Source organism: Microbacterium tumbae (genome assembly GCF_054780175.1).
The window spans coordinates 119,349-137,990 of sequence record NZ_BAAGWV010000004.1; the positions used below are offsets into that span (position 1 = coordinate 119,349).

15 protein-coding genes and 1 tRNA gene are annotated in these 18,642 nt (G+C 69.9%); 5 read left to right on the forward strand and 11 right to left on the reverse strand.

Annotated elements, in window-relative coordinates:
* Window positions 1-81: 81 nt before the first annotated feature.
* The 4 genes from ACYVGQ_RS15525 to ACYVGQ_RS15540 form a co-directional block, all read right to left on the reverse strand.
* Entirely contained in the window at window positions 82-1,242 is a 1,161-nt protein-coding gene (locus ACYVGQ_RS15525) for a 5-(carboxyamino)imidazole ribonucleotide synthase (RefSeq protein WP_460785576.1), read from the reverse strand.
* Between the two features lie 23 nt (window positions 1,243-1,265).
* Window positions 1,266-1,820, reverse strand: coding sequence for a PH domain-containing protein (locus ACYVGQ_RS15530; protein ID WP_460785577.1), 555 nt, complete (start codon window positions 1,818-1,820; stop codon window positions 1,266-1,268).
* A 63-nt stretch (window positions 1,821-1,883) separates the two neighbouring features.
* The gene (locus tag ACYVGQ_RS15535; protein ID WP_460785578.1) at window positions 1,884-2,636 is read right to left on the reverse strand and encodes a biotin--[acetyl-CoA-carboxylase] ligase; all 753 of its coding nucleotides are present in this window, start codon (window positions 2,634-2,636) and stop codon (window positions 1,884-1,886) included.
* Window positions 2,636-3,919 carry a CDP-glycerol glycerophosphotransferase family protein gene (locus ACYVGQ_RS15540; protein WP_460785579.1) on the reverse strand — a complete coding sequence of 428 codons (1,284 nt, stop codon included), beginning with the start codon at window positions 3,917-3,919 and terminating at the stop codon, window positions 2,636-2,638. The genes ACYVGQ_RS15535 and ACYVGQ_RS15540 overlap by 1 nt, the downstream gene beginning before the upstream one ends.
* Before the next feature lie 98 nt (window positions 3,920-4,017).
* Here ACYVGQ_RS15540 and ACYVGQ_RS15545 point away from each other — a divergent pair, with 98 nt between their 5' ends.
* Entirely contained in the window at window positions 4,018-5,037 is a 1,020-nt protein-coding gene (locus tag ACYVGQ_RS15545; RefSeq protein WP_460785580.1) for a glycosyltransferase family 2 protein, read from the forward strand.
* Between the two features lie 55 nt (window positions 5,038-5,092).
* On the opposite strand, the gene ACYVGQ_RS15550 is transcribed toward ACYVGQ_RS15545, so the two are convergent.
* On the reverse strand, window positions 5,093-5,812 hold the full coding sequence (locus ACYVGQ_RS15550) for an SDR family oxidoreductase (RefSeq protein ID WP_460785581.1): 720 nt from the start codon (window positions 5,810-5,812) through the stop codon (window positions 5,093-5,095).
* A 91-nt stretch (window positions 5,813-5,903) separates the two neighbouring features.
* Between ACYVGQ_RS15550 and ACYVGQ_RS15555 the strand changes: the two genes are divergently transcribed.
* Window positions 5,904-6,371, forward strand: coding sequence for a winged helix-turn-helix transcriptional regulator (locus tag ACYVGQ_RS15555; protein WP_460785582.1), 468 nt, complete (start codon window positions 5,904-5,906; stop codon window positions 6,369-6,371).
* Between the two features lie 43 nt (window positions 6,372-6,414).
* On the opposite strand, the gene ACYVGQ_RS15560 is transcribed toward ACYVGQ_RS15555, so the two are convergent.
* The 3 genes from ACYVGQ_RS15560 to ACYVGQ_RS15570 all read right to left on the reverse strand — a co-directional run bounded on the left by ACYVGQ_RS15560 (window position 6,415) and on the right by ACYVGQ_RS15570 (window position 10,771).
* Complete coding sequence (locus tag ACYVGQ_RS15560; RefSeq protein ID WP_460785583.1) at window positions 6,415-7,851, reverse strand: CDP-glycerol glycerophosphotransferase family protein; 1,437 nt, start codon at window positions 7,849-7,851, stop codon at window positions 6,415-6,417.
* Window positions 7,848-9,101 (reverse strand): CDP-glycerol glycerophosphotransferase family protein, encoded by a 1,254-nt coding sequence (locus tag ACYVGQ_RS15565; RefSeq protein ID WP_460785584.1) that lies wholly within the window; start codon window positions 9,099-9,101, stop codon window positions 7,848-7,850. Before ACYVGQ_RS15565 ends, ACYVGQ_RS15560 begins: the two co-directional genes overlap by 4 nt.
* 62 nt (window positions 9,102-9,163) lie before the next feature.
* Window positions 9,164-10,771, reverse strand: coding sequence for a S1C family serine protease (locus ACYVGQ_RS15570; RefSeq protein WP_460785585.1), 1,608 nt, complete (start codon window positions 10,769-10,771; stop codon window positions 9,164-9,166).
* Between the two features lie 98 nt (window positions 10,772-10,869).
* Here ACYVGQ_RS15570 and ACYVGQ_RS15575 point away from each other — a divergent pair, with 98 nt between their 5' ends.
* The gene (locus ACYVGQ_RS15575; RefSeq protein WP_460785586.1) at window positions 10,870-12,126 is read left to right on the forward strand and encodes an aminotransferase class I/II-fold pyridoxal phosphate-dependent enzyme; all 1,257 of its coding nucleotides are present in this window, start codon (window positions 10,870-10,872) and stop codon (window positions 12,124-12,126) included.
* A gap of 63 nt (window positions 12,127-12,189) precedes the next feature.
* Here ACYVGQ_RS15575 and ACYVGQ_RS15580 read toward each other — a convergent pair whose 3' ends face one another.
* Both ACYVGQ_RS15580 and ACYVGQ_RS15585 read right to left on the reverse strand, forming a co-directional pair.
* On the reverse strand, window positions 12,190-13,521 hold the full coding sequence (locus ACYVGQ_RS15580; RefSeq protein WP_460785587.1) for an OmpA family protein: 1,332 nt from the start codon (window positions 13,519-13,521) through the stop codon (window positions 12,190-12,192).
* 341 nt (window positions 13,522-13,862) lie between these two features.
* Window positions 13,863-14,654 carry a carbon-nitrogen hydrolase family protein gene (locus ACYVGQ_RS15585; RefSeq protein WP_460785588.1) on the reverse strand — a complete coding sequence of 264 codons (792 nt, stop codon included), beginning with the start codon at window positions 14,652-14,654 and terminating at the stop codon, window positions 13,863-13,865.
* A gap of 70 nt (window positions 14,655-14,724) precedes the next feature.
* Here ACYVGQ_RS15585 and ACYVGQ_RS15590 point away from each other — a divergent pair.
* Both ACYVGQ_RS15590 and ACYVGQ_RS15595 read left to right on the forward strand, forming a co-directional pair.
* Window positions 14,725-14,798: transfer RNA gene (locus tag ACYVGQ_RS15590), tRNA-Met, on the forward strand.
* Between the two features lie 113 nt (window positions 14,799-14,911).
* Entirely contained in the window at window positions 14,912-15,331 is a 420-nt protein-coding gene (locus ACYVGQ_RS15595) for a pilus assembly protein CpaE (RefSeq protein WP_460785589.1), read from the forward strand.
* Window positions 15,332-15,685: 354 nt separating this feature from the next.
* Here the strand turns inward: ACYVGQ_RS15595 and ACYVGQ_RS15600 are convergent, their stop codons facing one another.
* Entirely contained in the window at window positions 15,686-18,613 is a 2,928-nt protein-coding gene (locus ACYVGQ_RS15600; RefSeq protein ID WP_460785591.1) for a UPF0182 family membrane protein, read from the reverse strand.
* Window positions 18,614-18,642: the final 29 nt, after the last annotated feature.

An 18,642-nucleotide genomic window follows, 5' to 3' on the forward strand; every position in this document is an offset into this window, starting at 1 on the left:
GCTCAACGAGCGGGAAGGAAAGATCGCCTCCGACGTCGTCGCTCAACGAGCGGGAAGGAAAGGTCGTCGCCGGCGTGATGTTCAGCGGAAGTGATCGGCGGCGGCGCGGGCGATGAACACGACATCGTCGAGCTCCTCCCCCGCGGCGTTCACATGACCGACCTTGCGGCCGGGCCGCGGCGCCTTGCCGTAGGTGTGGACTTTGGCGCCTGGGTGCGCGCCCAGCGCGTCCTCGAGGCGCTCGTCCATGCCGCCTTCGGCGGGGCCGCCGAGGATGTTCACCATCACCGACCAGGGCGCACGAGGCGTCGTCTCCCCCAGCGGCAGATCGGCGACGGCTCGCAGATGCTGCTCGAACTGCGAGGTCACCGCGCCGTCCTGGCTCCAGTGCCCGCTGTTGTGCGGACGCATCGCGAGCTCGTTGACGAGGATCCGCTCGTCGTCGGTCTCGAACAGCTCCACCGCCAGCATCCCGGTGACCTCGAGCCCCTCGGCGATCTGCCGCCCGATGCCCTCGGCGACCTGGGTCAGCCGCACCGTGGCGTTCGGCGCAGGCGCGAGCACCTCCGCGCACACGCCGTCCCGCTGCACGGTCTCCACCACGGGGTAGGCGACCATCTCGCCGCTCGGACGACGGGCGACCTGCTGCGCCAGTTCCCGCACGAAGCTCACGAGCTCCTCGACGAGCAGCGCCTCCCCCGCGGGCAGGGCGTCCAGCCAGTCGGCGGCGTCCGCGGCATCCGCGACGACGCGCACGCCCTTGCCGTCGTAGCCGCCGCGCGGCGTCTTCACCACGGCACGTCCGCCGTGATCGTCCAGGAACGCCTGCAGCTCCTCCTGCGAGGCCGCGGCCGCCCACTCGGGCTGCGGGATGCCGAGATCGGCGAGCCGGGCGCGCATGTCGAGCTTGTCCTGCGCGAACCGGAGCGCATCCGGTCCGGGATGCACCGCCACGCCGTCGTCGACGAGGGCGCGCAGGACGTCCTGCGGGACGTGCTCGTGATCGAAGGTGACGACATCGACGTCCTGAACGAACGATCGCACCGTGTCGAGATCGCGGTAGTCGCCGACCGCCGTGGCGGCGAGTTGCGCGGACATTCCCTCGTCCTCCGCGAGCACCCGCAGCTCGATGCCGAGCTCGACCGCCGGAGCGATCATCATCCTGGCCAGCTGACCACCGCCGATCACACCCACCCGCAACGCCATTCGCGCACTCCGTTCGTCACTGCCATTCTCCCGCATCCAGGGAGCGCCGACGACGACGATCAGCCGAACGCCGCGGGCTCGGCTCCGGTCTGCGCATCGCGGTGCGCGAGGATCTGATTCACCTCGATCTGATCGGCCAGCGTCTCGTGCACGAGCGTCACGCTCGGGACGTTCGTCATCCGCAGGGCGGCACCCGCCCCGTTCGAGAGCGAGATCGTCCCCGTCCCCCACATCCGCTGCAGGATGCCGCGGCGCACCGTGATCGAGTAGCCGCGGACATGCGACATCTCGCGGCTGCGCCGGGATCCCATCCCGTCCTTGACGATGACGCGCCTGGTCGTGATCACATAGGTGCGGGAGAGCCACACCAGGAACGGCACGACGACGCCGATCAGCACCAGGGCGCCGGCGGCGGCGAGCAGCATCCAGTTCTCAAGGCCGTCGGGAAGGTTGTCGTAGAAGTAGGCCGTGGCGCCGAAGACGACGATCAGCAGCAGCGCCGACCAGAACAGCCGGCGCGCGTGCGCGCGGAACCGGGCGATGAGCAGCTCCTCGCTGGGCGCGCCGGGCGGCGGCATCATCGGCCGTCCGCCGAGCGTCACGGGCTGGGTCACCCCTCCATTGTGGCCGAGGTCGCCGACATCCCCGTTCAGGGTTCGGCGTGTCAGGGATGCCGCTCAGACGAGCCCTGCGTGCACCACGTCCCCCGCGGCGACCGCATGCGGCGTCCCGGCCACGTCCACGATCAGCCGCCCGTCGATCTCGAGGCCGGTCGCGCGACCGCGGAGGACGACGCCGTCCGGCAGCGACACGGAGACGTCGCGCCCCAGGGTGAGGCAGCGCTCCTCGACCCGCCCGCGCAGTCCTGACGCGTCCGCGTCCCCGGACGCCGCGAGCCGGCTCACCGCCAGGTCCAGTCCTGTCAGGAAGTCCGCGGCGAGCGCATCGACATCCGCCTCGGCGCCGAGAACCGCGAACGAGGTCGCCGTGGGCACCGGCAGCTGCACCGCCGTCATCGCGGTGTTCACACCGGCGCCGACGACCACGGCCCCATCCGCCGCCTCGGCGAGGATGCCGCAGATCTTGCGTGTGTCCACGAGCACGTCATTGGGCCACTTCACGCCCACCTGGCGCCCCGGGAGCTGAGCGGCCACGGCGTCCGCCATGGCCAGGCCGGCCGCGAGCGGGATCCATCCCAGGACGCCGGGCGCCGGGAGCGTGCGCAGCAGCACCGAGATCGCCAGAGCGGATCCCGCCGGGGCGGTCCAGACGCGATCGAGCCTGCCCCGCCCCGCCGTCTGGTTCTCGGTGATCAGGACGCTCAGGTGCGGAGAGCTGTCCGCTCGCTCTCGCAGCTCGGCGTTCGTCGACGAGGACTGCCCCACGATCGCGAGGTCTGCCGCGACGGAGGCGGTGCGCGGGAGGAGCATCAGTCCTCGCCGTCCTTGGCCTCTTCGTCGTCGTCGTCCTCGCCGACCTGCGCCGCGCCGATCTCCCGAGCACGCCACTCGTCCCACTCCGCCATCAGGCGCTCGATGGCGACGTGGAACCTCGCCGTCGCGACTCCCGGCGTCGTGTCGCCGAAGTAGTGCTGCACCCACATCCGCAGCTTCTTGACGGCATCCTCGTCCGCCCGCACGCGCTCGATCTGGGCGACGATGTCTGCAGCTCCCTCGACGGTCAGCCACTCACAGTCCGACAGGTAGCCCTTGGTGTCGATCGACGCGCGCTCGTCGACGGGGCGCGTGATCATGAGCGGCTTGCCCGCAGCGAGGCGGTCGTACACCATCGCCGAGATGTCGACGACGGCGACGTCCGCCGCGGCGAGCTGCCAGCCGAGCTCCGGACCGTCGTCGTAGACGTGGGATGCTCCCGGATCGGCGGCGTTCGCCGCCTCGATCGCGGCGACGATGCGGCGGTGGGCGGCGCCGTACGCGTCGTCGACGACGCCGCTGCGGGGGTGCGGCCGATAGATCACCCGATGCGTCCCCGTCGCGAGGAGCCTCTTCACCAGCGTCTCGCCGTGACTCGCGATCGAGCCGTAGAAGGCGCTCGGGCGATCGCCCTCCCAGGTGGGGGCGTACAGCACGACCGTGCGCTGATCGGGCGCGTAGGGGAGCGATCCGGAGTAGTGATCGGCCTGAGGGCGCCCGATCTCGATCGTGCGCCGTTCGATGTCGTAGTCCCACAGCGTCCGCGACAGCCTGTCGCGCGCCGCCTGCCCTGCCACCAGCGCGTAGTCGTACGCCTTGTACTGGTTCGTGGTCATGTACATCTTGTCGGACTCGCCATGGTTGATGAAGACGTGCCAGCGGCGTCCGTACCGGAACATCTGGAAGTTGCGGGTGTTCTGGTTCACGTACAGGACGATGCGGATGTCCTGCTTCGCGAGGAAGCGCTCGAGGTCCCTGACCTTGGGCACGAACGCCACCGGCGGCGCGTCCTCGCCGAGGAGCTTCTCCGTGCCCGTGGCGTTGCGGGACAGCACGACCACGGGCCACAGCTTCGCGAGCTCGGCGAGAGGCCGGTACCACTGGCGCATCTGGTACATGTTCACGGCGCCGTCGGCGAAGTAGACCGCCACCCGATAGTGGTGCTCGGGATGCTCCGGCAGCTCGGCGGTGCGTCGGCGCACGCGCTGGACCGCCGATCGCGACGCCAGCGCACGCCGGAGCAGTCGATACGCCTTCTTCCCATCGGACACGACACTCACCCTCCCAGCGTACCCAGGCGGCATGCCCCGCCCCATGACATGATCGGGGGGTGCATGACAACGAATCGACAACGCCTTCCGCCGGCGTCACGTTCGTCATGCCCGTTCTGAACGAGCGCGCCTATCTCGCCCACGCCGTCGACTCGGTGCTCTCGCAGGAGGTGCCGGGCGAATCGGAGATCGTGCTGGCGCTGGGCCCGTCCACCGACGGGACGACCGACCTCGCCCGCGAGCTGGCAGGGCGCGACCCCCGCATCCGCCTCGTCGACAACCCCGCGGCGCACATTCCGGTCGGGCTGAACGCCGCCATCCGCGCCGGCCGCTTCCCCACGATCGTGCGCGTCGACGCGCATTCCGAGCTCTCCCCCGGCTACACCGTGCGCGCCATGGAGACGCTCGAGCGCACGGCATCGGCGAACGTCGGAGGCGTCATGCACGCCGAGGGCCGCTCGCCGTTCCAGAAGGCGGTCGCCTGGGCCTACAACTCCCCCATCGGGCTCGGCGGCGGCGCGTATCACGGCGGCGCCCGCGAGGGAGAGGCGGAATCCGCCTATCTCGGCGTGATGCGCCGGGAGGTGCTGGAGGAGGTCGGGCTCTTCGACGAGTCCATCCGTCGCGGCGAGGACTGGGAGCTGAACCTGCGGATCCGTCAGGCGGGGCATCGGGTGTGGTTCGATCCCACGCTCGCGGTGACCTACTGGCCGCGCGAGAGCTGGCTGCGCCTGGCGCGACAGTTCCGCGCCACCGGCGCATGGCGCGGCGAGCTCGTGCGACGCTACGGCCGCCGCAACGGCCTCCGCTTCTTCGCGCCGCCCGCACTCGTGCTGAACGTCGTCGCCGCCCTCGCGATCGCGGTGCTGCAGCTGACCGGCGTCCTCAGCGGCGCGGGCTCCGCGATCGCCTCCCTCGCGTACGCCCCGCTCGCCGCCTACGTCCTGCTCGTCATCGCGATGGCCCTGACGCCTGGGCGGAGCATCCGGGAACGGCTCTGGACGCTCCTCGTCCTGCCCACCATGCATCTCTCCTGGGGGCTGGGCTTCCTCGGAGGAGTCCTGCGCGGCGCGCGCGACACCGTCGACGCCTCCCGCCTCGGAACGCGGAACACACCGCTGCCCTGAGAGGCGCGAACGGTGCTCGCGACGCCGGCCGCACAGGACGCCCCGGCAGGGGCCCTCAGCGCGGCGCGAGTGCGGGATAGAGGGTTTCCAGGGGCGCCGAGAGCGCGGCCTTCAGATCGCGACTGGTGCGGTCGGCGAGCACTTCGACCTCTCCCGCCTCGAGACCGTCGTAGATCGCGGCGACGATGGCGGCAGGATCCTCCTTGGGAACGTCGAGCCCGGCGGTCATCGGCGTGTCCGTATAGCCGAGGTGGGCTCCGAGGAGATGGGTGTGCTGCCCCAGCAGCTCCACTCGCAGGGCGTTGCTGAGCGACCAGAAGGCCGCCTTGGTCGCTGCGTAGGGACCCGTGCCCAGCCAGCTCAGGGCGGAGTGGATGTTGACTACGGCACCGCCGCCGTTGCCGGCGAGGACGGGGGCGAAGGCCTGGATCACGGCCAGCTGCGCGAACACGTTGGTCTCGAACACCCGCCGGACGTCGTCGAGCGGCACCGTCAGCGCCGGCAGGCCGCTGTCGGAGATTCCCGCGTTGTTGATCAGGATCGTCGTGTCGGACGCCTGGGCGACGATGTCCTCGATCGAGGTGCGGGAGTCGATGTCGAGCGGCAGCCCGACGATCCGCGGGTCCGACCACGTGCGCGGAGAGCGCGCCGTGGCATACACCTTGGCGGCGCCGCGCGCGATGGCCTGATGAGCGAACTCGCGACCGAGTCCGCCGTTCGCACCGGTGACGAGGACGATGGCATCCGCCAGCGAGGTCTTCCGTGGAGTCGTCATGGGACGGGGTTTCCTTTCGTTCTTCTCAGTAGGGATTTCCAACTCAGTTATCTGAATAGTAGATCACAACTCAGAGCGATACGATGACGCCATGTCCGCATCGACCGAACGCAATGCCCGATGCTCCGTCGCGAGGAGCCTCGACGTCCTCGGCGAGAAGTGGACGCTCCTCGTCGTCCGAGAAGCACTGTGGGGCGTCACCCGGTTCCGCGACTTCAGGGAGAGACTCGGCGTCGCACCCGACATCCTGGCCGCACGACTGGACACCCTCGTGCGCGGCGGCGTCCTGGAGCGCCACCCCTACCGGGAGGCCGGACAGCGGCAGCGGGACGAGTACGTCCTGACCGAGGCCGGCGAGCAGCTCAAGACGGTGCTCGCGGCGTTCGTCGCGTGGGGGGACGAGCACCGGCCGTCCGGGCACGGCCCCGCCACCGTCTACGTGGAGGACGCCATGGGAGAACCGGTCCGGCTCGCATTCCTGCGCGAGGACGGCACGGAGCTCGATGCACGGGACGTGACGGCCGTTCCAGGACCGGGGGCGCCTGCCACGGCGGCCTGAGATCCGGAGAGCCGCCCCGGCGGCGCGCCGATCATCCCGCGCGCTATCCGTCGACGAAGCCGAGGTCGAGGATCCTGGAGACCACCCGCTCTGCCGCGCGCCCGTCGTCGCGGCCGTTGAACTGACGTCGCCACGCGTCATAGCGCTGCGCATACCGCTGCGGAAGATACTCGTCCGCGAGCGCCTCCACCAGCTCCTCCTGCGTGGACAGAAGAGGCCCGGGCGCGCGCGCGGAGAGATCGAAGTAGAACCCGCGCAGGCGTCCTCGGTAGTGCTCGAGGTCGGGGACGAGGAAGTACATCGGCTTGCCCGTGACGCTGAAGTCGAACATCACCGAGGAGTAGTCCGTGACGAGAGCGTCCGCGATGAGGAGGAGCTCAGCCGTCTGCGGATACCCGGTCACGTCGATGACCCTCGCACCGCTCTGATCCCGGCCGGGACGGAACGTCCGGGAGTGCCCGCGCACCAGCACGACGGCATCGGCGTCCTCGGCCAGCCGCTCCGGGTCGATGAAGTCGACGATCTCGGTGCGATCGTCGCGCCAGGTGGGCGCGTAGAGCAGCACCCGCTCCTCCGGCCGGATGCCGAGCATCTCCCTCACCTGCGTCCCCTCCCCGGTCACGAGCAGATCGTTGCGGGGATAGCCCTCCAGCCAGATCGGCCGCCCGAAGAACGCGTAGGCCTTGCGGAGGATGCGCTCGGAGTACGGATTCTGCGCGAGCAGCACGTCCCATCGGCGCGACTCCTTCACGACCGCGGCCATGCGCCGAGGATCGAAGCCGGGGCGGTGCAGGGCCAGGCGCTTGAGCGGGGTGCCGTGCCAGGTCTGGAGAACCTTCTGCCCCTCCTTGCGGGCGAATCGCCGCCGCAGCCAGTCGTTCACGACGAGCAGCCGCGATGCGCCTCTCGCGCGCCACCACTCCGGGCTGCCCTCCACGAGCGCGATCGCGCCCTCCGGCACCGCGACGGAGAGATCCGCCACGCTCCAGTACCGGGTGACGCCCGGCGCGCGCACGGCCAGCTCACGATCGATGGCACGGGGGTTGCATCCGGCGCTGTGTCCGTAGAAGCTCTCGAAGAACACGGCGTTCTCCGTGGCTCCCGCGGCCGAGGCATAGCGCTCCTCCAGCGCCCGCTGCCCCTCGGCGGTCCGGTAGACGTCGTCGAGGGGCGGATCGACGACGACGGAATGCCCATCGACCACGATGCCGAGGCCGCCGGCCACCGCACGGTCGGCGCGCAGGCCCGCCAGATCGACATCGCCGATCCGCAGCAGGTACTCCCCGCTCGGGAGCGGGAGCTCCGGCCCTCCGAAACGCGAGAGCCGCAGGGGGAAGGCCGCCTTCCAGGTCTTCCCCCCGCCGGTCGCCTTCGCCGTCACGCGCGCGCGCGGACCCTCCAGGACCGCGAAGGCCGGCCGCGGGCCGTCGCCCGCCACGATGAGCGCTCCGTGCTGCTCATCGATCACGACGGTGGTCATGCTGCTCCCTTCGGCGCGGCGATTCCCCGCGCGCGGATCGCCTCGTACACGCGATGAGCCGCCCGCCCGTCGCGGAAGGCATGCATCTGCGCGCTCAGCGCGGACGATCGCTCCGAGTAGCGTGCGCGCACGGACTCGTCCTCCCACAGCTGCTCCAGCCGGGCGAGCACGCCATCCCAGTCGGCGGTCTCATCCCCGGCGGTCACGGCGTCCAACCGGCCGTAGAACCCTCGTGTGCGAGCGTACTCCACGGCATCCGGGACGAGGTGGATGACCGGCATGGCGAGGAGACCGACGTCGTACGCCAGCGAGGAGTAGTCGGTGACGAGCGCATCCATCGCCGGCAGAGCAGGCGTCACGTCCGTGAGGACGGCGCTCCCCAGCATCCGCACCCGCGTGCTCGGCAGCGCAGGCGCGTACGCGCCCTCGCCGAGCGGGTGCGAGCGGACGTAGAGCACGGCGTTGCAGCGTTCGAGGACGGTGACGATGCGCACCCATTCCGCCGCCGTGGGCACCGCCGGATCCGCAGCCCCGTCGCGCCAGGTCGGCGCGTAGAGCACTCGCCGGGCTTCGCCCGGAACGGGTCCCGCAGCCTGCTCGAGCAGGGCGGATGCATGATCGCGCCGCTCCTCGGCGGTACCGGCGGACAGGACGTCGACGCGCGGCTCACCGGTCACGACGACACGCTCGTCGCCGAGGCCGAAGGCGGACTCCAGTCTCCCCCTGGACCTCTCGGAGGCGGCGGGCAGGACGCGGATGCGCTGCGCGGTGCCGCGGTAGAGCATGCCGATGAGTCGCCGCAGGATCGGCGCTCCCGGGATGGACGGGACCTGCGTGGTGGCCGGCGAGTCCAGCCCGATGCGCTTGAGCGGGATCCCGTGCCAGAGCTGGACGGTGAACCCGCCGCCGCCGGCATAGCGATTGACGTCGCCGAAGCCGTGCGTGACGACGAGCACCCCGGCGCGGGCCGTCGCCCACCAGCCGCGGAGACCGCCCTTGCGGATCGTCCGGATCCCCCGCGCGGCCGCCTCGGCGTCCTCCCGAGGGGACGCGGTGAGCCAGACGGCATCGTGTCCCGCGTCCTGCACGACGCTCCAGAGCGCGAGCGCTCCGTCACCGATGCCCGCTCCGCTGCCGAAGACCCAGCGCCGTCCGCGAGGGATCAGCAGGGTTCCGATGCGCCCGACGGCATACAGCGGGATGCGGAGGAGCTTTGCCGCATTGCCGGTGCCGAAGGAGAAGGACGCCACCCCGCGAGCCTATCGCGAGGGGTGGCGTCCTTCGTGTGCGTCGGCGGGGCGCCGCCGACGGGTCAGAGCGCGAGCTCGCCGAGGGTGACCTCGATCTCGTAGGTCTTGCCGTCGCGGACGTAGGTGAGCGTCGCGGTGCTGCCTGCGGCCGCCGCGCGGACCTGAGCGGTGAGGTCGCTGGCGCTGCTGATGGGCGCGCCGTTGAACTCGGTGACGATGTCGTCCGCCTCGAGCCCGCCGGCCTCGGCCGCACCGCCGCGGGTGACCTCGGCGATGTAGGCGCCGGCGATGTCGGCGTCCGCGTCGCTGGACGCATCCCTGACCGAGGCGCCCAGCAGGCCGTGCGTGGCGGAGCCGTCCGCCATGATCTCGTTCGCGACCCGCTCCGCGACATTCGACGGGATGGCGAAGCCGACGCCGATGGAGCCGGACTCCTCCGCATCGGTCGCCGTGGCGATGGCCACGTTGATCCCGATGAGCCTCCCCTCGGCGTCGACGAGGGCGCCTCCGGAGTTGCCGGGGTTGATCGCGGCATCCGTCTGGATCACGGCGATCGAGATCGACTCGCTGGTCGACTGCTGCGGCGTCTGGCCGGGGATGTCGAACTGGTACGGACCGCCCTCCTGCGAGCCGTCGCCCTGATCGCCCTCGTCCGAGTCCTCCGAGGCCGAGTCGGGCAGCGCCGACGAGGCGATCTGGATCGAGCGGTTCAGCGAGGAGATGATGCCGGTGGTGACCGAGTTCGCGAGACCGAGCGGCGCTCCGACGGCGACCGCGGTCGCTCCGACGTTCAGCGCGGACGAGTCGGCGAACTCGATGGGGGTGAGGCCTTCCGCGTCGGTGAGCTTGATCACCGCGAGGTCGTAGATCGGATCGGTCCCGACGACGGTCGCCGCATAGATGCGCCCTTCCGAGGTCGTGACCCGGATGGTGGGATCGGCGACCGCACCCCCGAGCGTCACGACGTGGGTGTTGGTGAGCACGTAGCCGTCCTCGCTGAGGACGACGCCCGATCCGCTTCCGGACTCGCTCGTGCCCGCGACCTCGATCGTGACGACGGAGGGCAGCACCTTCGTCGCCACCGCCGTGGTGGCGTTGACGTCGTCCGGGTTGTTCACGGTGACCGTGCTCGGCCCCTCCGCCGAGCTCGAGACCGGCTGCGGCCAGAGCGTGGAGCCCAGGTAGCTGCCGCCGAATCCGGCCGCGCCCCCGACGAGGGCTGCGGCGACGATGATGGCCGCGACCTTGCTCGCGCCGAGGTTCCTGCGCTCCTTCGGCTCGTCGCCCGTGACCGGCGCGACCGGTGCGGTGCCGGCGAACGAGAGCGTCGGCTGGGCCGCCGTCGGACCGAAGGAGGCGCCGGCGGCCTGCGGTGCGCCCGTCGGCGCCTGGTGGACGGCCTGCGGGTGCGGGTGGACGGCCTGCGGCGTCTGGTGCGCGAACGGCGGCGCGAGCGGAGCATCCGGCGTCACCGCCTGCGGAGCCGCCGCAGGAGCCGCCGGCGGCGCGAAGGCCTCCGGAGCCGCAGGTGCCTCCGGCGTCGCAGGAGACCCTCCGTTCCGGGGATCCTGGGACGCGAAGGTCCGCGGCACCTCGTGGCCGTTCGGGGACGACGGGGCGGCGGCCGCATCCGACGGCGTGGGCCCGGTGGGGGTGTTGTCTTCGTTCATGGTGTGCTCCTTCAACAACGCCCCTTCAGACTGCCGCGGCTCCCTGTGCGTTTGTTATGGCCGGGATGAGTGTCCGTTATGGCCTTAGCCTGTTCTGCATGAGAGACATCCCCGGCGCATGGCGCCGTACTGCAGCCGGAGCCGGCCTGCTCTCGCCGTCCGGCGAGGTCGCCCCGACCATCTTCGCAGAGATGTCGGCAGCGGCGGTCAGAACCGGATCGATCAACCTCGGCCAGGGCTTCCCCGACGAGGACGGCCCCGCCGAGGTGCTCGAGGCCGCCCGGCGTGCCATCGCGGACGGCGCGAACCAGTATCCGCCTGGACGCGGCCTCCCGGATCTTCTCACCGCGATCAGCGAGCACCAGCATCGCTTCTACGGGCTCGACGTGGATCCCGCGACCGAGGTCATCGCGACCGCCGGCGCGACGGAGGCGCTCACCGCCGTCCTGCTCGCCCTGATCGACTCCCCCGAGGACGAGGTCGTCGTCTTCGAGCCGTATTACGACTCGTACGCCGCGGCCGTCGCCCTGGCCGGTGCGCGACTGCGCACAGTCCCGCTTCGGCTCCCCGACTTCCAGCCGGATCTGGACGCCCTCGCCGCTGCCGTCTCCGATCGCACGCGGCTCATCCTCGTGAACGATCCGCACAACCCTACGGGCGCGGTGTTCTCGCCGGAGGTCAGGGCCGAGGTCGTGCGACTCGCCGAGAAGCACGATGCGATCATCGTCACGGACGAGGTCTATGAGCATCTGGTCTTCACCGGGGAGCACATCCCGATCGCGACGCTGCCCGGGGCGGCCGAGCGCACGCTGACGATCTCCTCGGCGGGAAAGACCTTCTCCGCGACCGGCTGGAAGATCGGCTGGGTGCACGGCCCGGCCGATCTCATCACGGCGGTCCTCACCGTCAAGCAGTACCTCACGTACGTGAACGGCTCGCCGTTCCAGCCCGCCGTGGCGCTCGGACTGCGTCTTCCGGACGCGTTCTTCGAGGATGCGGCCGCCGTCCTCGCCCGCAAGCACGACGTGCTGGGGCGCGGCCTGCGAGCGGCGGGCTTCGAGGTGCACGCCCCGCAGGGCGGCTACTTCACCGTCGCGGACGCACGGGCGGTGGGAGGGGACGACTCCGCCGCCTTCTGCCGGGCGCTGCCCGAACGCGCGGGGGTCGTCGCCATTCCGCTGAGCGCATTCGTGAGCGCCAGGCACGCGGACGACTACGCCGGGCTCGTGCGCTTCGCCGCCTGCAAGCGCTTCGAGGTGATCGAGGAGGCCGCCCGGCGGCTCGCCGCGGCGTTCTCGTGTCAGCACCACAGCCCCGGCCACGACGCCGAACACATCCGACCAAGCGTCCGATGAAAGATCGAAGCAGCGGGAACGCAGTGCGGCTGCAGGGGCTGACCATCGCGTTGTCGCTTTCCGTCACCCGCCTTCGGTGACGGGCACGTCCTCAAGACGCCACGCGCCCGCAGCCTCGATCGTGACCGTGTCAGTGCCGGGATCCGGCCAGATCACGGTGAGCTCGTAGGCGTCGCCGTCCTCGTCGAGGGCGAGCGTCATCGCGTCCGCGAGCAGCTCGCCGCGCTGGTCGGCGCCGTCGTCGTAGGCATACTCGACGGGGAAGGCCCACCCCTCGCCGGTGAGCAGCGTGAGCTGCCGCGCCCCGCGCTTCTCGTCATACAGGCCCGTCCACGACAGCTTCGCGCTCTCCGGCAGCGCTTCCGCATCGCCGAGGATGCCGGAGACGTCGTAGGTCTGATTGACAGCCTCGACTCGCAGCATGCCGACCAGCAGTCTGCCGCGCCGCTCGACAGACACCGCGGAGACATCGTGCACGCCGCCGGTCGTCTCGACCCGGACCGCGTCCGCACCCTCGGCCACGGGGACGTCGGCGTCGGGGATCTTCGACTCCTCCTGCTCTTCTCCGGCGATCGGCGTAGCGCCGTCGAAGACGATCTCGACGCGGCGGTTCGCCCGGCGTGCCTCCTCGGAAGTGCCCTGCGCGATCGGCTCGCGCTCTCCGCGCCCCTCGGTCTCGACGGCAAAGCCGTCGCCGAGCGCATCCCGCAGCACCGACCCGACGGCGTCGGCACGGCGCTCCGAGAGGCTCTGGTTGTACTCCTCGGTGTCGACGTCGTCGGTGTGGCCGATGACGCGCACCGTGCCGCCGGCCGACGATGAGGCGACCTGCTCCGCGATCTCACGGATGCGTGCCTGCGCCTCGCCGCCGAGATCCGCGCTGCCGGTCGCGAACAGCACGTCGGACGTGATCCGGACCGTCGTCACCTCGTCGACCTCCTCGGTGGTGGACGAGTCGTCGTAGGAGACGACCGTCTTCTGCAGCGGGATGGGGTCGGCGATGACGGCGTCGGCCGGCACCTCGAGCCGGTCCGATCCTTCCGAGTCCACCACCTCGATCCCGGGGAACAGTCCGAAGTAGGGCAGCAGCACGTCCGCCGTGTCGGCTTCGGGCGCGGTCGTGGCGAAGGAGAACTCCACAATCTCGCCAGGGCGTGCGACTGGAACCTCGGTGCCGACGACTCCATCACCGGACTCTGAGGCGCGAACCGTGTCATAGACCAGCTCACCGCGCTCGTCGATCAGCCGCCCCGCGGCGGCGGTCGGGCGCGTCGAGGTCTGTCGGTACAAGTAGCGGGCAAGGCCGTAGCTCCCAGCGGCCATCGCGTCGGGAGCCTCCATCGCCACGCTGACGACGGCCGCGTCGCCGACGCGCTCGATCGGCGCGACTCGCACCGTCCACACCTCGCCGTGGAAGACCCTCTCGAACTCGTTCGGGTACTCCTCGAAGAGCTCTTGTTCCTCGGCCGACGTGCTCCCGTACGGTAGCTCTGTCGGTTCAGCCGAAACCCCATCAGAATCCTCAGGCGCACAGCCAGCGAGCAGGGATACGACGATCACGCCGATGACGGCACTACGGATGAGCTTCACGACACCTCCCAGACGATGCGAGGGGGCGCAACTGGCCTTGCGAACTTGTCCGTCCTGTGCAGACCCGGGACGTTCCTTCCCTTCCCACCGTCTGCCTTGCCCCCCGCCCGCGAACAGCGATAGCAACCACTATAGAAGCGAGACGCTCAGCGCGGGACGACCCGGTAGCGCCGCAGTCGCAGGACGGGGTTGACGGCGCGGACGCGTTCGATCTCGGTCGAGTCGAGCTCGGCCACGGCGATCCCCTCACCGCTCGCGAGGCCGGCGAGGACCACGCCCTGGGGGTCGAGGATCTGAGAGCGTCCGACCCCGATCGGCGCCGGGTGATCGGCCGCGACGATGTAGGCGGTGTTCTCGATCGCGCGCGCGGCGAGGAGCGTCGTCCAGTGGTGCTCCTTGAGGGGACCGCGCACCCATTCCGCCGGCACGACGATGGCGCCGGCGCCCGCCTCCGCGAGAGTTCGGGCGACCTCGGGGAAGCGCAGGTCGTAGCAGGTCATGAGACCGAAGCGCAGGCCCTCGAGCTCGAAGGTCTCCACCGCATCGGTCTCCCCCGGCGCGATCCAGTCGGACTCCTTCTGCCCGAAGGCGTCGTAGAGGTGCTGCTTGCGGTACACCGCACGGATGCCGTCGGCGTCCACGGCGACGAGAGTGTTGTGCACCCGCTCCCCCGCAGCCTCCACGAGGCCGGCGACGACCGTGACCTGGTTCGCGGAAGCCGCCGCTCGCAGCTCCTCGACGAAAGCGCCGTCGAGCTGCTCGGAGTTCTCCACGAGCGTGGAATCCAGGGGATCGACGAAGTAGCTGGAGTACTCCGGGAAGACCACGAGGCGAGCACCACGGCCTGCGGCCTGCGCGGTCAGCTCCGAGATGCGGGAGCGGTTGTCCGCGCGGGAGGAGGTCGGGGCGAACTGGCACACGGCGACGGCGATGGACATGCCCCCATCCTCCCGCATCCGGGCACGATGTGACGTCGCTCCGAATCCGTGCTAGGCTAACTTCTTGTGCCGCGGGGTGGAGCAGTTCGGTAGCTCGCCGGGCTCATAACCCGGAGGTCGCAGGTTCAAATCCTGTCCCCGCAACGAAAAACGAGGGAAACCCGGTCCGAAAGGGCCGGGTTTCTCTCGTTTCGGCCGCCACCATGCGGGCGAGGGACTCCGTCCCCCAGGGGCCCCATGATGCGAGAATGGACGGGATGATCTCCACCGCCCTCGCTGCAGCCCTCCGCGACGCCGGGCTGCGCTGGGCGCCGATCTCGGGGGACGCCTTCCAGATCGACGGCCCGGACTTCGAGGGCGATGTCTTCACCGTCAGTGACATGACCATCGAGGCGCATCATCACGTGACGGGAACGGTGCTCGGATTCAACGGCACCACCGAGTGGGCGCTCGACTCCGTCTCGATCGACGATGCCCTGTGGATGCCCCGTGAGCACCAGCTGCGCGACAGGATGGGATCGGCGTTCCGGTCGCTCGATCGGGAAGTCGTCGACGGACGCGCGGTCTACCGCGTGCGCGTCGCACTCGACGGACGCGAGCACGTCGTCGAGGACGAGGACGCGGAAGAGGCGTACGGGACGGCTCTCCTCGCACTGCTGCGCAGCATCTCCGGCTGAGCGGCGGTCGGGAATGGGCCGGGACGGGACTCCGTTTCGACTCCTCGCTGCGCTCGTCGCTCAACGAACGGGATGAGAACAGCGCTCGTCGCTCAACGAACCGGATGAGAACAGCACTCGTCGCTCAACGAACCGGATGAGAACAGCACTCGTCGCTCGACGAACGGGTGCGGACAGCGCTCGTCGCTCGACGAACGGGTGCGGACGGCGCTCGTCGCTCGACGAACCGGATGAGAACAGCGCTCGTCGCTCGACGAACGGGGAAGAGAGCTCAACGAGCCGGGAAGACGCGCCTGTCGCCCGACGAAAGGGAGAGGGCGCCCCGCAGGACGCCCTCTCCTCAGAACCGCACGATCACTCGGCGGCCTGGTCCTCCTCCAGGGCCAGCAGCGCCTCGACCGCGGCCGTGAGCCTGTCGTCGGCCTTGGCGAAGGCCTCGAGGTCGCCCGCCTTCAGCGCGGCGTCGCGATCGAGCATCGCCTGCTGTGCGTCGGCCAGCGCCTCCGCCCTGGCATCCGTCGTCGGGGTCTCCCCGGTGTCAGGGTCTGACGACTCCCCGGTGTCGGGGTCGGACGACTCCCCGCTGTCCGGCTCCGCCGGCACCTCCTCGTCGCCGCCGTCCGCTCCCGCATCTCCGCCGAACAGGGTGTCGAGCGCCTCGGTCAGCGTGTCCTCGAAGGCGACGCTGTCGCCGAAGGCGACGAGCACCTTCCTCAGCAGCGGGAGCTGCGTTCCGCTGGAGGACTGCACGTACACCGGCTGCACGTACAGCAGTCCGCCGCCGACGGGCAGGGTCAGCAGGTTCCCGTACTTCACCTGGGACTCGCCCTGCTGCAGCAGGTTCAGCTCGCGCACCACGTTGGCATCCGAGTTGAAGGTGTTCTGCACCTGGCCCGGACCGGGCACGGTCTCGTCCGTGTCGATCTCGAGGAGCCTGAGCTTGCCGTAGCCCTCGGCCTTCTCCCCCGCCGTCGACCCTGCATCGGAGTCGACGGCGAGGTACCCGGTGAGCACGTTCCGCTCGGTCGTCCCCTGGGACGCGGGGATGAACGTCGAGAACATCGAGTACCCAGCCTCCTCCTGACCCGGCATCTTCATCGTCAGGTAGTACGGCGGCTGGAGCTCGTTGGCGTTGCGCGGGTCGTTCGGCGTCTGCCAGCGGTTGTCCTGCTGGGCGAAGGAGCTCGCATCGTCGACGTGGTACACGCCGAGGATCGAGCGCTGCGCCTTGAACAGGTCGGTCGGATAGCGGACGTGGCTCATGAGCTCGGCCGACATCTCGTCGATCGGCTCCACGGTCGACGGGTAGATCTTCTGCCAGGCCTGCAGGATCGGATCCTCCTCGTCCCAGGCGTACAGCGTCACGGATCCGTCGTAGGCGTCGACCGTGGCCTTGACCGAGTTGCGGATGTAGTTGATGTCGTCGAGGGCGAGGCTGGGCGCCGCGTTGTTCGAGTCGGCGATCGCATCGGCCAGGCTCACGCTCGTCGAGTACGGGTAGCTGTTGCTCGTGGTGTAGCCGTCCACGATCCACACGATGCGGCCGTCTACGACGCTCGGGTACGGGTCGCTGTCGATCGTCAGGTACGGCGCGACCTTCTGCACCCGCTCCTGGGGGCTGCGGTCGTAGAGGATCTGCGAGTCGGAGTTCACCAGATCCGAGAACAGGATCTCGGCGTCCTGGAACTTCAGCGCGTACAGCAGCTTGTTGAACGTGTTGCCGACGCTGGGGCCGCCGTCGCCGTCGAACGTCGTCTTGGTCTCGTTCGCGCCGTCCTCGCCACGCGGGTAGTCGATCTCCACCGGGTCGGACTCCTCCGGAGCGCCGACGATCGAGTACTCGGGCGAGTACTCGCCGAAGTAGACCCTCGGCTGGAAGTTCTCGCTGTCGGTCAGGAAGCCGGAGGACGGGATGCCGCTCTCCAGGAAGACCGGCTCGCCGTCGGCGGTGCGCTGGTTGCCCGCCGCGGCGACGAGGCCGTAGCCGTGCGTGTACACCGCGGTGCGGTTGTTCCAGCTGTTGCCCTCGCCGAGCTGCTGCATGTTCAGCTCGCGCACGGCCACGACGGTGTCCTGGGACTGACCCTCGATCTGATAGCGGTCGACGTCCAGCGTGTCGGTGAACTGGTAGTAGCCGCGGTACTGCTGCAGCTGCTGCACGGTCGGGCTGATGATCGCCGGGTCGACGACGCGGATGGATGCCGTGGTCTCGGCATCCTCGCGCAGCTGACCGGCCTCGGCGTCCGTCTCGGCCTCGAACGGCGTGACCTCTAGATCCGCGACCCCGTAGGCCTCCTTCGTCCCTTCGATGTTGCGCTGGTAGTACTGGGCCTGGAAGCTGTTCTGGTTCGGCCGGACCTGGAAGGTCTCGACGACCCAGGGGTAGCCGACGCCGATGACCAGCGAGGCGACGATCAGCAGGGCGGTCGCGGCCAGCGGGAAGCGCCAGCGTCCGATGATCGCCGTCACGAAGAAGAGGATCGCCACCACGGCGGCGAGGATGGACAGGATCGCGAGACCGGGGATCGTGGCGTTCACGCTCGTGTACGCCGCACCCGTGATGCGATCCTCCTCGGTGATGAGCGTCTTGTAGCGGTCGAGCCACAGGCTCACCGCCTGCACGAGGAGGTAGAGGCCGGCGAGCACGGCGAGCTGGATGCGCGCCGGCTTGGAGATGCGCAGCTCGCGCTGCCCGATCTGCACCGAGCCGTAGAGGTACGAGACGAGCGCCGTGACGAGGAGGCACAGCAGGACCACGGCCGAGACGAACGCGAGCAGGATCGTGTAGAACGGCATCGCGAACAGGTAGAAGCCGGTGTCGAGGCCGAACTCGGGGTCGGTGACGTTGGTCGCGACGCCGTTGATCCACAGCAGCACCGTCTGCCAGCTGCCCGCGGCGGCGAACCCGGCGAACAGGCCGAAGAAGATCGGCATGCCCCACATCGCGAGGCGGCGCAGGGGCTCGATGACCTCCTGATACCGGTCCAGCTGCGAGCTCAGACGCACATAGACCGGGCGAAGCCGGTACGCGAGCTGGATCGTCAGGAACAGGGGAAGAGCCATCCCGAGGAAGCCCACCACGAACATCCCGGCAGCCGCGATCCACTGCGTGGTCAGCACACTCGCGAACGTCAGCTGGTCGAACCAGAGGAACTCGGTGTACAGCGACGAGAAGATGAAGAACGCGGCGACGAGCGCTGCGAGGATCACCAGCGTGATGGTGACGATGCGGCGGGATGTTCGGGGCGTGGCCGGTGTCGGCGCTGAGGTCGTGGTCACCATGCCATCCTAGGCATGATGGCTGGGCGCAG

What these genes read in the sequence shown, in the direction of transcription:
- ACYVGQ_RS15550 (WP_460785581.1), bottom strand. Translation starts at nt 5,812, where the DNA reads ATGACGACTCCACGGAAGACCTCGCTGGCGGATGCCATCGTCCTCGTC.
- ACYVGQ_RS15560 (WP_460785583.1), bottom strand. Translation starts at nt 7,851, where the DNA reads ATGACCACCGTCGTGATCGATGAGCAGCACGGAGCGCTCATCGTGGCG.
- ACYVGQ_RS15545 (WP_460785580.1), top strand. Translation starts at nt 4,018, where the DNA reads ATGCCCGTTCTGAACGAGCGCGCCTATCTCGCCCACGCCGTCGACTCG.
- ACYVGQ_RS15525 (WP_460785576.1), bottom strand. Translation starts at nt 1,242, where the DNA reads ATGCGGGAGAATGGCAGTGACGAACGGAGTGCGCGAATGGCGTTGCGG.
- ACYVGQ_RS15555 (WP_460785582.1), top strand. Translation starts at nt 5,904, where the DNA reads ATGTCCGCATCGACCGAACGCAATGCCCGATGCTCCGTCGCGAGGAGC.
- ACYVGQ_RS15600 (WP_460785591.1), bottom strand. Translation starts at nt 18,613, where the DNA reads ATGGTGACCACGACCTCAGCGCCGACACCGGCCACGCCCCGAACATCC.
- ACYVGQ_RS15595 (WP_460785589.1), top strand. Translation starts at nt 14,912, where the DNA reads ATGATCTCCACCGCCCTCGCTGCAGCCCTCCGCGACGCCGGGCTGCGC.
- ACYVGQ_RS15570 (WP_460785585.1), bottom strand. Translation starts at nt 10,771, where the DNA reads ATGAACGAAGACAACACCCCCACCGGGCCCACGCCGTCGGATGCGGCC.
- ACYVGQ_RS15585 (WP_460785588.1), bottom strand. Translation starts at nt 14,654, where the DNA reads ATGTCCATCGCCGTCGCCGTGTGCCAGTTCGCCCCGACCTCCTCCCGC.
- ACYVGQ_RS15535 (WP_460785578.1), bottom strand. Translation starts at nt 2,636, where the DNA reads ATGCTCCTCCCGCGCACCGCCTCCGTCGCGGCAGACCTCGCGATCGTG.
- ACYVGQ_RS15575 (WP_460785586.1), top strand. Translation starts at nt 10,870, where the DNA reads ATGAGAGACATCCCCGGCGCATGGCGCCGTACTGCAGCCGGAGCCGGC.